The organism is Arthrobacter paludis (genome assembly GCF_056782315.1).
Genome location: NZ_JBXAEW010000001.1, coordinates 55,088 through 67,392, shown reverse-complemented (window position 1 = coordinate 67,392; position 12,305 = coordinate 55,088). Strand labels below are relative to the sequence as shown.

The following is a 12,305-nucleotide window of genomic DNA, read 5'->3' as shown; positions in this document are numbered from 1 at the left end:
GGTGCCCCGGGCCCGTCCCACGGACGGGCCCGGGCTCAGCCGGCGCCTCTTCGCGCTGCCTCCCTCGCAGCGTCCGGCGGCCGAAAGCTGGGTGGCCTACGGCGCCCGCACGCCGCGCGCCGTCCGGCGCGCGTCCTCCGTGGCCCTGGTGCGCGACAGCCGGGCCGGCGTCGAGACCTACCTCGGCTACCGCCCCGGGTCCTCGCCACTGGGGACCGTGGCGTTCCCCGGGGGCAGCTTCGAGGCCACCGATGACGACGCCGTCGGCTGGTTCGGCCCGAAGCCCGCCGACTGGGCGCACCGGCTCGGGATCCTCGACCACCGGGTCGCGCGTGCCCACATCGTGTGCGCCATCCGGGAGCTCTTCGAGGAAACCGGAATCCTCCTGGCCGGGGCGGACCCGCTCTCCATCGTCGAGCACTCCTCCAGCGGCGAGTGGATGGACCTGCGGGAGGCGGTCGCCGGGCAGGACCGCACGTTCGCGGCGGTGCTGGCCCGCCGCGGGCTCGGGCTGCGCACCGACCTGCTGCGGCCACTGTCCCACTGGATCAGCCCCGACTTCGCGCACCGCCGCTTCGACACCCGGTACTTCGCCGCGGCGGTCCCGTCGTCGCAGGAGGCGACGCTGCTGCGCGGCAAGGGCGTGTGGGCCGAATGGCTCCCCGCGGCGGCGGTCCTCGCGGACCGGGAGACGACCCGGCTCGGCGACGCCGTCGGGCAGCCGGACACGGTCGGGCTCACGCTGAGCGAAATCACGACCCCCGCCGTCGAAACGATCCTCGAGAAGATCGCCACCACCCGGGGAACCGTCGCCTACCTCTCCCACCGCAGGACCCTGCGCTCCTACCACCCCGTGCTGCACAGCGGCGAGGACGGCGTGTTCCACCTCGACGTCACCGTGAGCACCGGCGCCGAGGGCGGCGGCACCGCGCGCGGCCGGTAGCGCACGGCAAACGGGCCGCGGCGACCCCGGGGGAGTCGGCGCGGCCCGTGGGCGCAGCGGGTCCTAGCGCGAGCGCTGGCGCAGGCGCTGGATGTCGAGGATGACGACGGCGCGGGCCTCGAGGCGCAGCCAGCCGCGCTGCACGAACTCGGCCAGGGCCTTGTTGACGGTCTCGCGGGAGGCGCCGACCAGCTGGGCGAGCTCCTCCTGGGTCAGCTCGTGGGCGACCAGGATCCCGTCGGTGGCCGGACGGCCGAAGCGGTCGGCCAGGTCCAGCAGGGCCTTCGCGACACGGCCGGGGACGTCGGAGAAGACGAGGTCGGCCAGCGACTCGTTGGTGCGGCGGAGGCGGCGGGCCAGCGCCTGGAGCAGCTGGACCGAGACCTCCGGGCTGGAGTGGATGGCCTTGCGCAGGTTCTCGTGGCGCAGGCCGGCCAGCCGGGTCTCGGACACGGCCGTGGCGGTCGCATTGCGCGGGTGCGGGTCGAACAGCGCCATCTCGCCGAAGAGCTCGCCGGGGCCGAGGATGGCCAGGAGGTTCTCGCGGCCGTCGGGAGCGGTCCGCCCCAGCTTGATCTTGCCGGAGACGATGAAGTAAAGCTGGTCGCCCTGGTCGCCCTCGCGGAAGACGGACGCGCCGCGCGACAGGTCCACCTCGGTCAGCTCGTCGGTCAGCAAGGCGAACACCTCGTCACCCAGGGAGGTGAAGAGCGGGGCCCGGCGGAGTACCTCGATGTCCATGAATTCTCCTGTCAAGAGTCGATTGCGCTGCACCTTATTGTGCCGTAGTTACGGCTTGGGTGACAGCATCAACAGGCCGGGACGCCGCACGCCCGCCCGGCCCGGACCCGGGAACCCGGGACCAACCATAGAATGGGGAGGGGCGCCGTGCGGTCGCCCGGGGGCCGTGGCGGCGAATTCGAGGGAGTGGAACGGGTGCCATTTTCACTGTCGGTGCTCGACATCGTCCTGTTGCTGGTGCTGCTGGCCTTCTTCGTTTCCGGCCTCCGCAAGGGCCTGTTCGTCACGCTCGGCGGCATCGTCGGGTTCGTGGCGGGGGGAGTCGCCGCCTTCTTCGCGATCCCCCTGGTCTCGGCCTGGGTGGCCGACCCGTCCTGGCGGATGGTCGTCGTCGTGGTCTCCGCCGTCGTCCTGGTGCTCGTGGGCCAGGCGCTCGGCGCCGCGATCGGCGCGGGGATCCGCCGCGCCGTCGACGCGCCCGGCGTGCGCGGCTTCGACCGCCTCCTCGGGGGCCTCGCGAACACGGCCGCCGCGGCGCTGGTGGTTTCCGCCGTCGCCTTTTCCGCGGCCGCGCTGGGCGTCCCCTACCTCTCACAGCAGATCGCCGGCTCGCAGGTCATCGGCGCGATCCGCCAGTACACGCCGGACGCGGTGTCCGCGGCCATGGCCCAGGCCCGCTCGGCCGTCATGGGCCAGACGATCCCGGAGCTGCTCGAGCCGTTCGCGCCCGCCGACGAGCCCGCGCCCGAGGACGTGCCCGACTCCGGGGCCCTCGCGGAGGCGGCGGAGTCCGTCGTCAAGATCACCGGCACGGCGTTCGAGTGCGGCGTGAACCAGACGGGCAGCGGCTTCGTCGCGGCCCACCACCGGGTCATCACCAACGCCCACGTCGTGGCGGGCGTCGCCCAGCCGGTCGTCAACACGCAGGACGGCCGGGCGCTGCCCGCGCGCGTGGTGCACTTCGACGCCGACGGCGACCTCGCGGTGCTGGCCGTCGACGGGCTGGACCTCGAGCCCATCCCGCTGGGCGAGGGACTCGAGGCCGGCGACGAGGCCGCGTTCCTCGGCTACCCCGCGGGCGGACCGTTCCGCGCCGCGGGAGCCACGGTGCAGTCGCTGGCCACGGTGCGGGTCGACAACATCTACGGCGCGGACCCCTCCCCGCTGAGCGTGTACCAGCTGGCCGCCGAGGTCGAGCAGGGCAACTCCGGCGGGCCGCTGCTCGAGACCGACGGCGAGCTCTCCGGGGTCGTCTTCGCCAAGGCGCAGGGGGCCGACCCCGTCGGCTACGCGCTGTCCCTGTTCGAGGTCGGCCCCGTGGTCCGCGGCGCGGCGTCCTACGTCGACACCGTCTCGGCCGGGCCCTGCTCCACCCGCTAGCGCCCGGCGAGCCAGTGCAGCTCCGCGCCGTGCTGGCCGGTGTGCGCGACCGGCACGCCGTCGACCGCCAGCGTGAAGTACCCGGGACGTGCCCCGGGCACGGTGTCCTCGCCGTCCAGGAAGAAGCTCTCGTTCGAGACCCAGCGGCACGGCAGCGAGCGGACGGCGGCGGCGAAGCGCGCCCGGTCCTCCGGGGCGAGGTAGGCCAGGACCGCGGAGTGGAACACGACGGGGACCGTGCCCGAGGGGGCGCGGGCCACGACGTCGGCGACCCGCTCGACGATGTCCCCGGCCACGACCACGGGCGGCTCCGGCTGGGCGCGCAGCGTCCGCAGGGCCGCCCGCAGCCGCTCCAGACGGTCGCCCTGTCCGGGCCAGACGAGGGCCTCCAGCCAGCGCGCCTCCTCGGGGTCGGCCGCGTCGACCGGGTGCAGGTCGATGCCGGCGCGCCAGGCGACGTCGGGCAGCGCGTCCGGCAGGGGCGGGCCGCCCGTCGTCGCGCACTCCAGCAGCGGCTCGCCGTCCCCGAGGCGGGCGTCGCCGTCGTAACGGTAGGAGTAGCGGTCCGGCAGCAGGCACAGCCCCGCCGAGGCCCCGGCCTCGATGAGTGCGAGCGGGGCGCCCTCCTCGGCGGCGATCCGGGCGAGGGACGGCAACAGCGTCGCGCACCGCCCGGCTTCGTTCGTCTGCACGCGCCGCGTGGAGGCCAGGCCCGCGATCCCCTCGCGGTGCGCGCGGAGGAACGCCGCCAGGTCCGGGTAGGTCGCGTCGTCGCCGAGGCCGAGGTAGCGCGCGGCCGCGAAGACGACCAGCGGGTTGCGGCCGGGCTCGGGCAGGCCGGCGACCAGGTCCAGGATCTCCCCGTCGCCGGCGACGCCCGCGGCCCAGTCCGCGTACCGCTGCGAGTGCCCCGGGAACCACGTCGCGGCGCCCTCGGCGAACCTGCGGCGGACGGCCCCGGGGCCGTCCTGGGTGGCGGTCGCGTCCATGCGTTCCTTTCCGCCCGCGCGGCGCGGGCGCCCGGTCAGCCGAGCAGGTGGGCGAGGTGCTGCACGGCCAGCCGGTAGCCGTGCACGCCGGCGCCGACGATGGTCGCGGCGGCGACGGGGGAGATGTAGGAGTGGTGGCGGAAGGCCTCGCGGCGGTGCACGTTCGAGATGTGCACCTCGACGAGGGGCAGTCGGACGCCGGCGACGGCGTCCGCGAGGGCGACGGACGTGTGCGTGAACCCGCCGGGGTTGAGCACGATGCCGGCGCACCCGCCGCGGGCCGCGTGCACGGCGTCGATCAGGGCGCCCTCGTGGTTGGACTGCAGGCACCGCACGGCCAGCCCGTGCTCCGCCGCCGTCGCGCGGCACAGCTCCTCGACGTCGGCGAGGGTGTCGCGGCCGTAGATCTCCGGCTCGCGCGTGCCAAGCAGGTTCAGGTTGGGGCCGTTCAGAACGAGGAGCGTGCGGGGGGCGTCGGTCATGCCCCCATTAAACAGGCCCGGGCCGCGGGGGGTGTGCGGTGCGGGGCCTGGGCGGGAGGGAGGGGCTGCCTTCTTATGTCCGCCGCGATCTGCGCCATGACGCCGGGGTCGGCGAGCGTCGTGGCGTCGCCGGGCTCGCGGCCCTCGGCCACGTCCTTGAGCAGGCGGCGCATGATCTTGCCGGAGCGGGTCTTGGGCAGCTCGGGCACGATCAGCACGTGGCGGGGCTTGGCGATGGGGCCGATGTCCTTGCCGACGTGGGCGCGCAGGACCTGGGCCGGGTCGTCCTCGTCGGGCTCGGCGGCGAGGATGACGAACGCGACGACGGCCTCGCCGGTCGTCTCGTCGCTGGCGCCGACGACGGCGGCCTCGGCGACCCACGGGTGGGCGACGAGCGAGGACTCGATCTCGGTGGTGGAGAGGCGGTGGCCGGAGACGTTCATGACGTCGTCGACGCGGCCGAGGAGCCAGATGTCGCCGTCCTCGTCCCGCTTGGCCCCGTCGCCGGCGAAGTACATGTCCTGGAACCGCGACCAGTAGGTCTCGCGGTAGCGGTCCATGTCGCCCCAGATGCCGCGCAGCATCGCCGGCCACGGGTCGCGGATCACCAGGTAGCCGCCCTCGCCGTTGGCCACGGAGGCCCCGTTCTCGTCGACGACGTCGACGGTGATGCCGGGAACGGGCACCTGCGCGGAGCCGGGCTTGGTCGCGGTCACGCCCGGCAGCGGGGCGATCATGTGCGCGCCGGTCTCGGTCTGCCACCAGGTGTCCACGATGGGGGCCGGGTGCTCCTTGCGGGGGCCGGGCTGGCCGTCCGCGCCCTTGCCGTTGTTGCCGCCGATGACCTCGCGGTACCACATCCAGGCCTCGGGGTTGATGGGCTCGCCCACGGAACCAAGGACGCGCAGCGAGGACAGGTCGTACCCGTCCGGGATGTGCCGGCCCCACTTCATCATGGTCCGGATCGCCGTGGGTGCGGTGTAGAGGATCGTGACGCCGTACTTCTCGACGATCTCCCACCAGCGGCCCTGGTGCGGGGAATCCGGCGTTCCCTCGTACATGACCTGGGTGGCGCCGTTGACCAGCGGGCCGTACGTCACGTAGGAGTGCCCGGTGACCCAGCCGATGTCGGCGGTGCACCAGTAGACGTCGGTCTCCGGGTGCAGGTCGAACGTGTCCCGGTGCGTGACGGCGTTCTGGACCAGGAACCCACCGGTGGTGTGCAGGATACCCTTGGGCTTCCCGGTGGTCCCGGACGTGTAGAGGATGAACAGCGGGTGCTCGGAGTCGTGGGGGACCGGGGCGTGCTCGGTGGCGGCCGCGCCGACGGCGTCGTCCCACCACAGGTCCCGGCCCTCGGTCCAGGCGACGTCCTCGCCGTTGCGCTTGACGACGACGACGTTCGAGACGGTGTGGCCGGGCGCGGAGAGGGCCTCGTCGACGGCGGGCTTGAGCGGGGAGGGCTTGCCGCGGCGGAAGGTGCCGTCGGCGGTGACGACGAGCTTGGCCTCGGCGTCGTCGATCCGCGAGCGCAGGGCGTCCGCGGAGAAGCCGCCGAACACCACGGAGTGCACGGCGCCGATGCGGGCGCACGCGAGCATCGTCACGACCGCCTCGGGGATCATCGGCAGGTAGACGGCGACGCGGTCGCCCTTGGAGACGCCGAGGGCCTCGAACGCGTTCGCGGCCTTCTTGACCTCCTCGGTCAGCTGCGCGTACGTGATGGTCCGGGTGTCCCCGGGCTCGCCCTCGAAGTGGATCGCGACCCGGTCGCCCAGGCCGTTCTCGACGTGCCGGTCGAGCGCGTTGTAGGCCGCGTTGAGTTCGCCGCCGACGAACCACTTCGCCACGGGGGCGCCGGACCAGTCGAGCGTCTCGGCGAAGTCGGTGTCCCAGGAGAGGGCGGAGCGGGCCTGGTCCGCCCAGTAGCCGAGCCGGTCGGCGGCGGCCCGGTCGTACGCGTCGGCCCCCGCAACGGCCTGGGCCGCGAACTCGGCCGACGGCTCGAACTTGCGGTTCTCGTGCAACAGGTTGTCCAGGGTGTGCGTGGTGCTCTCGGGCACGGCGGGTTCCTTCCGGTCGGAGGGGACGGTGTTGTGAGCCACGTTACAGGCGCCGGGGCGGCGTGGTGGTCACTGTCACAGACTAAGACGTGGACGGGGCCCTTGGTGCGCCGAACGGCAGGAACCGCGCCGTGGGCGGCGCCCCGGGCCCGCGCCACCGCGGCCCCCGGCCCGGCTACGCTTGCAGGGTGGATCCCGGCCGCCGCGAGCCGGGGGAAAGGCAAGGTCCCACGGTGTACGAGAACGTCCCCGAGGCCGCCCCGGCACCCGCCGTGGCCGGCCCGTTCACCCTGCGCGAGGCGGTCGTGGTCGCCTCGGGCCTCGTCGTCCTGATCGGTTCGCTGTTGCCGTACCAGCTGGCCGGCGGCTGGGTGGCGAACGCGTGGACGCTCAATGCGATCGCCTACAACCAGCTGACCACGCTGGCCCTGCCCGTGCTCGTGGCCGCCGGCTTCGTGTGGCGCCGGCTGTCCGGCCGCCGCCGCGTCGCCGTCGGCTCCCTCACCCTGGACCAGATCGGATCCGTCGCCGCGGTCCTCGCCACGGCCTTCTTCTTCATCAGCTCCGCCATGTCCATGAACGCGTCCTACCTGCTCGGCCTGATCGGTGCCCTGGGCCTGGGGGCCGGGACGACGGTGGCCCCGCTCGTGCGCGGCTTCGCGGCGGATTTCGCGGCCGGCACCGGCCCGCTCCTGGCCCGGCCGGTGCGGGACACCGTGCCCGGCGCGTCCCGGGGGGCCGGCGCCTACGCCTCCGGCGCCTACGCGGCCGACCCGGGCGCCCCGGGGGCTGGCCACGCGACGGCGGCAGTCCGCGGGCCAGGGGACGCCGCGGGCACCGTCGGCGCGGGCGCGGGGGACGCCACGGCCGACGCGGACGCTGGCTCCGCCCCCGGGGGCACCACTGGGGCCGGGGATGCCGGCGCGGACACCGCCCGCACCACCGCGTTCGACACCGCGGCCGCAGCCCAGGAGCCGGCCCTCGAGGCGAGCCGTCACGCCGGGGCCGGAAGCGGGCCGTTCTGGTTCGCCGTCCCCCAGGCGCGCACCGTCGTGGACGAGCGCACCCGGGAGCCGGCGTTCGCCCTGCACCCGGGCACCTGGATCCTCGCGCTCGAGGACCGCGGCGGGGAGTTCCTGGTCCAAGGCGCCGACGGGCGCACGGGCCTCCTGCGCGAGACGGGGAACGTCGAGCGTGCCTAGCCGGCCGGAGACGACGCTGGGCCTGAAGCGCCGGGCCCGGCGGATCAACCGGACGCTGGCGGAGGCGTACCCGTACGCCGTCGCGGAACTGGACTTCACCAACCCCTTCGAACTGGTCGTCGCCACCGTGCTCTCCGCGCAGACGACCGACGTGCGCGTCAACGCCGCGACGCCCGCCCTGTTCGCGCGGTACCCGGACGCCCGCGCGATGGCCGGGGCCGACCTCGAGGAGCTGCGCGAGCTGATCCGGCCGACCGGGTTCTTCCGCGCCAAGGCGGACAGCCTGCTCGCGCTGTCCCGGCGCCTGGTCGAGGAGTACGACGGCGAGGTGCCGAGCCGGCTCGAGGACCTGGTGACCCTGGCCGGCGTCGGCCGCAAGACCGCCAACGTCGTCCTCGGCAACGCGTTCGGCGTCCCGGGGATCACCGTGGACACCCACTTCGGCCGGCTCGCCCGACGCTTCGGTTGGACGGACGAGACCGATCCCGTCAAGGTCGAGCACGCCGTCGGCGAGCTGTTCGAGAAGAAGGACTGGACGATGCTCTCGCACCGGGTCGTGTTCCACGGGCGCCGCGTCTGCCACGCCCGCAAGCCGGCCTGCGGGGCCTGCGTGGTCGCGACCCTGTGCCCCTCCTACGGCGAGGGCGAGACCGACCCGGACCGTGCAGCCAAGCTGCTCAAGTACGAACTCGCGCCCGGCCGGGAGGAGTTGCTCGCGCGCATGCGCGCCGGCGCGACCCGCCGCGAGCTGCGCGCCCTGGGCCACGGGCTGGACGCGTGAGCGCGCGCGCCGAGGGGCTGGACGCGTGAGCGCGCGCGCCGAGCTGGCCCGGTTGGCGGAGCGCCTCGGCGGGGCGGCCGGGGAGCCCTGGATCCCGCGCGGCCTCGGGGACCGGGCGGCCGCGCGGCGGGCCGCCGTTCTGATCCTGTTCGGCCGGCTCGACGAGATCCCCGCCGCCCACCACAGCGCCGCGGTGCCCGACGACCTCGACGTGCTGCTGGTGCAGCGGGCGGACACGCTCCGCGACCATCCGGGGCAGGTCGCGTTCCCGGGCGGCGGCATCGACCCGCAGGACGCCTCCCCCGCCGCCGCAGCGCTGCGCGAGGCCCGCGAGGAGACCGGGCTGGACCCGGACGGCGTCGAGGTGCTCGGGGAGCTTCCCGCCACGGAACTGCCCGTGAGCAACTTCCTGGTCACCCCCGTCCTGGGCTGGTGGGCGCGGCCGACCGAGGTCTTCGCCGTCGACCCGGGGGAGTCGGCCCACGTGTTCCGCGCGCCCGTCGCGGACCTGCTGGATCCCGCCCACCGCGGCACCGTGGTGCTGCGCCGCGGGGGAAACGTGCACCGCTCGGACGCGTTCGACGTCGACGGGGCCACCGTCTGGGGGTTCACCGGGATCCTGCTGTCGCGGCTGTTCGACGAGCTCGGGTGGACCCGGCCGTGGGACGCCGCCCGGGAAATCCCGGTCGACCTCTAGCCCGAGGCCTGGCCCGCGCCGCCGTCGCCTAGCGGGACGGCACCCGGGGCGCCGCCGTCGTCCGCCGCGGCGCCCTTCGCGTCCGCGTAACAGCCGACGGCCGCGCACTCGACCGGAAACTGCACGGGCGCGTCGCCGAAGAGCAGCCGCCCGGCCTCCACGGCGGCCTCGCGGACGAGGTCCGCGGCGCGCCCCGCCGCTTCGCGGGGTACCTGCAGCACCACCTCGTCGTGCAGGAAGAACACGAGTTCGCCCGCGTCCCGGCCCGCCGCCCGCTCCGCGCGCAACCGGCGCCGTAGGGCTCCGAGCCAGCACAGGGCCCACTCGGCCGCCGTCCCCTGGACCACGAAGTTGCGCGTGAACCGGCCGCGCGCCCGGGCCTCGGCGTCCGCCCGCCGCTGCTCCTCCGCGCTGGACGTGCGCTGGCGCGCCAACCACGCCTTGCCCGGGGGAGGCGTGGACCGGCCCAGGAGCGTCATGACGGCGCGCCCGGCCTCGCCGTCGCGCGCCGCCGCCTCGACGTAGCCGACGGCCCGGGGGTACGACCGGGCGAGCCGGGGGTACAGGCGCCCGGACTCGCCCGTCGTCGCGCCGTAGAGGGCGCCCAGCAGCGCGACCTTCGCCTGGGCGCGCTCGCCCCCGAAGCCGGTCTCCGCCACGCCCCGGTACAGGTCACGTCCGCGGGCCGCGTCCGCGAGCGCCGTGTCGCGGGCCAGCGCCGCCAGGATCCGCGGCTCGAGCTGGGCGGCGTCGGCGACGACGAGGACGTGCCCCGGATCCGCCCGGACGGCCGGACGGACCGCGTGCGGGATCTGCAGGGCGCCGCCACCGCGGGAGGCCCACCGCCCCGTGGGGACGCCGCCGACGACGTAGTCCGTCCGGAACCGGCCGTCCCGCACCCACTCGTCGAGCCACGCCCACCCGTTCGCCGAGTGCAGGCGGGCCAGGCGGCGGTACTCCAACAGGACCGGCACGGCGGGGTGGTGGTGGCCGGCCAGCTCGCGCTGGCCGGTGCTGCGCACGTCGATGCCCGCACGGTGCAGGGCCCGCAACAGGTCCTGCTGGGAGTCCGGGTTCAGGCCCGGGGCGCCGAGCGCCGCCCGGAGCCGGTCCGCCAGCTCCCGCAACCGCGGCGGGTGGCCGCCGCCGGCGGGGCGGGGGCCGAGCTCGCGCTCGAGCAGCCGCGCGTGGGCGCCGCCGTCCCAGGGCAGGCCCGCGTGGCGCATCTCCGCCGCCACGAGCCCGCCCACGGATTCCGCGGCCAGCAACAGCGTCAGCCGCCGGCCCTCCGGGGCCGCGGGGGCGGCCGCGAGCTGGTTCGCGAGTTCGACGGCGGCGTCCTCGACGGTCGCGGCCCCCGCAGGGGCGGCCGAGAACAGCGTGTCCTGGCGGTCGGGAAGCGGGACACCCTCCGCGGCCGGGGGCGAGGCCCGCAGCCGCTCCACGTACGGTGTCGGGAGGGCCGTGGCCGAGTGGGCGAGGATGGCCCGGCACAGGGCGAGGTCGTGGGCCCGCGCCACGCCGACTCCGGCGGCGAGCAACCGCGGATACCAGTCCGGGGTCCGCTCCCAGACCCAGCGGACACCGCTCGACTCCAGCCGCGCGACGGTTTGGGGGAGGCGGGCCAGCGGGACGGTCTCGGCGGGGCCCTCCGGCTCCAGCCCCGGTCCCAGCACGAGCAGGGCGGCGGCGTCCGGGCCCGGAGACGGCCGGTCCCGGGACCCGGGGGCCAGGACGGCGTAGCGGGGCATGGCCACATTCTGCCACCGGGCGGCGGTCCTGCCGGCGCGGCCCCTTCCCCGGGCCGGCCCTCCCCGGACCGGCCCTCCACAGCGGGCCCGCCCGGCGTGTCCGGTCCTGCCTTGTCCACAACGCGGCCGTTCCCCCACCGCACGCGGCCCCGGGCGGGCAGGCTGGGCCCATGGGAGCTGAACGGTTTGTGGCGGCGGAGCCGGAGGCCCGCGGCGGATCCGGGGCGGGAGGGGCGGCGGCCGAGTGCGTCCTGTGCACGCGCGACGAGGCCCTGGCGGACCACGTGGCGCTGATCGCGGCCGCGGCCGGCGTCGGCCTGCGCCTGGCCCGCCCGGGGGACCCGGTGACCGGCCCGGAGCCGCCGGTGCTGCTCTGGGGCCCCGACGCGGTGGAAGGGGCCGCGCCCGGCGGCGGCTCCCTGGTGCTGGTGGGCTACGCCGAGCGGTCCGGGGACCTGTGGCAGGCGGCGGCCGGCCGCCCGGGCGCGCGGGTCGCGGTCCTGCCCCAGGCGGCCGCCTGGCTGGGCGAGTTCCTGGGCGAGCTCGGCCTGCGTTCCGGGACCGGGCGGGTCCTGGTGGCGGCGGGCCGGTCCGGGGGCGCGGGCACGACGACGGTGGCCGCCCTGGCCGCGGCCGCCGCGACGCTCGACGGGCGGCGCGCGCTGGTCGTCGACGCGGACCCGTGCAGCACCGGCCTGTGGCCCGTCCTCGGCGGGAGGGCCCCCGCCGGCGTCGGGTGGGAGGACCTGGCCGGCTCCAGCGGGCGCGTGGCGCCGGCCCAGTTGGCCGAGGTCCTGCCCCTCGCCCGTGGGACCGCCGTGCTGACGTGGCGCTCGCGGGGCACGGGGGACGCGGTGCCGCCGGGCGTGCTCGCGGAGGTCCTGGCGGCGGCCCGCCGCGTGTTCGACGTGGTCGTGGTCGATGCCGGGCGCTCCGCCCTGGTCGGGTCCGCGCTCGCCGAGGCCGCCGACGCCGGCCTGGCCGTGCTGCGCGCGGACGCGCCCCCGGGGCCCTCCGACCGGGAGCGCCTTGCCGGGTGGCGGGGAGCCGTCACCGGACCGTTGCCGGCCGGGCTCGATGCCGAGCGGGTGGCCCGCTCGGCGGGGCTGGAGCCGGCCGGATACCTGCCTCCCGACCGCGGCGTCTCCCGGGCGGCGCTGGAGGGGCGGCTGCCGTCGGCGCTCGGGGCGCGGCGGGTCCGGAAGCGCTTCGCGGCCCTGCTCGCGTGCGCCCTCCCCGCCGGAGGCGGTGCCCGGTGACAGGCCAGACGCCCGGC

Annotated in this window: 11 protein-coding genes; 6 read left to right on the top strand and 5 right to left on the bottom strand. The window is 76.0% G+C overall.

Annotated elements, in window-relative coordinates; all coding sequences use genetic code 11:
* Position 1: 1 nt before the first annotated feature.
* A complete protein-coding gene (locus AC1Q5D_RS00370; RefSeq protein ID WP_481736570.1) occupies positions 2-943 on the top strand; it encodes an NUDIX hydrolase in 942 nt (313 codons plus the stop codon).
* 63 nt (positions 944-1,006) lie between these two features.
* Here AC1Q5D_RS00370 and AC1Q5D_RS00365 read toward each other — a convergent pair whose 3' ends face one another.
* Complete coding sequence (locus AC1Q5D_RS00365; protein ID WP_481736569.1) at positions 1,007-1,684, bottom strand: Crp/Fnr family transcriptional regulator; 678 nt, start codon at positions 1,682-1,684, stop codon at positions 1,007-1,009.
* A 195-nt stretch (positions 1,685-1,879) separates the two neighbouring features.
* On the opposite strand from AC1Q5D_RS00365, the gene AC1Q5D_RS00360 reads away from it, so the two are divergent.
* On the top strand, positions 1,880-3,064 hold the full coding sequence (locus tag AC1Q5D_RS00360; protein WP_481736568.1) for a MarP family serine protease: 1,185 nt from the start codon (positions 1,880-1,882) through the stop codon (positions 3,062-3,064).
* Here AC1Q5D_RS00360 and AC1Q5D_RS00355 read toward each other — a convergent pair.
* The 3 genes from AC1Q5D_RS00355 to acs are packed head-to-tail and all read right to left on the bottom strand — an operon-like array spanning position 3,061 to position 6,598.
* Positions 3,061-4,053 carry a DUF2332 domain-containing protein gene (locus AC1Q5D_RS00355; RefSeq protein ID WP_481736567.1) on the bottom strand — a complete coding sequence of 331 codons (993 nt, stop codon included), beginning with the start codon at positions 4,051-4,053 and terminating at the stop codon, positions 3,061-3,063. The genes AC1Q5D_RS00360 and AC1Q5D_RS00355 overlap by 4 nt on opposite strands.
* A 35-nt stretch (positions 4,054-4,088) precedes the next feature.
* Positions 4,089-4,535, bottom strand: coding sequence for a type II 3-dehydroquinate dehydratase (aroQ, locus tag AC1Q5D_RS00350; protein WP_481736566.1), 447 nt, complete (start codon positions 4,533-4,535; stop codon positions 4,089-4,091).
* Complete coding sequence (gene acs, locus AC1Q5D_RS00345; protein ID WP_481736565.1) at positions 4,532-6,598, bottom strand: acetate--CoA ligase; 2,067 nt, start codon at positions 6,596-6,598, stop codon at positions 4,532-4,534. The genes aroQ and acs overlap by 4 nt, the downstream gene beginning before the upstream one ends.
* 233 nt (positions 6,599-6,831) lie before the next feature.
* On the opposite strand from acs, the gene AC1Q5D_RS00340 reads away from it, so the two are divergent.
* Genes AC1Q5D_RS00340 through AC1Q5D_RS00330 form a run of 3 tightly spaced genes read left to right on the top strand, consistent with a single transcriptional unit; the run spans position 6,832 to position 9,278 of the window.
* Positions 6,832-7,800: a hypothetical protein gene (locus AC1Q5D_RS00340; RefSeq protein WP_481736564.1), complete on the top strand. Its 969-nt coding sequence runs from the start codon at positions 6,832-6,834 to the stop codon at positions 7,798-7,800.
* Complete coding sequence (gene nth, locus AC1Q5D_RS00335; RefSeq protein WP_481736563.1) at positions 7,793-8,581, top strand: endonuclease III; 789 nt, start codon at positions 7,793-7,795, stop codon at positions 8,579-8,581. Before AC1Q5D_RS00340 ends, nth begins: the two co-directional genes overlap by 8 nt.
* A gap of 25 nt (positions 8,582-8,606) precedes the next feature.
* Positions 8,607-9,278, top strand: a complete 672-nt coding sequence (locus AC1Q5D_RS00330) for an NUDIX hydrolase (protein WP_481736562.1) — start codon at positions 8,607-8,609, stop codon at positions 9,276-9,278.
* On the opposite strand, the gene AC1Q5D_RS00325 is transcribed toward AC1Q5D_RS00330, so the two are convergent.
* A complete protein-coding gene (locus tag AC1Q5D_RS00325; RefSeq protein ID WP_481736561.1) occupies positions 9,275-11,029 on the bottom strand; it encodes a bifunctional 3'-5' exonuclease/DNA polymerase in 1,755 nt (584 codons plus the stop codon). The genes AC1Q5D_RS00330 and AC1Q5D_RS00325 overlap by 4 nt on opposite strands.
* 170 nt (positions 11,030-11,199) lie before the next feature.
* On the opposite strand from AC1Q5D_RS00325, the gene ssd reads away from it, so the two are divergent.
* On the top strand, positions 11,200-12,288 hold the full coding sequence (gene ssd, locus AC1Q5D_RS00320; protein ID WP_481736560.1) for a septum site-determining protein Ssd: 1,089 nt from the start codon (positions 11,200-11,202) through the stop codon (positions 12,286-12,288).
* Positions 12,289-12,305 lie beyond the last annotated feature (17 nt).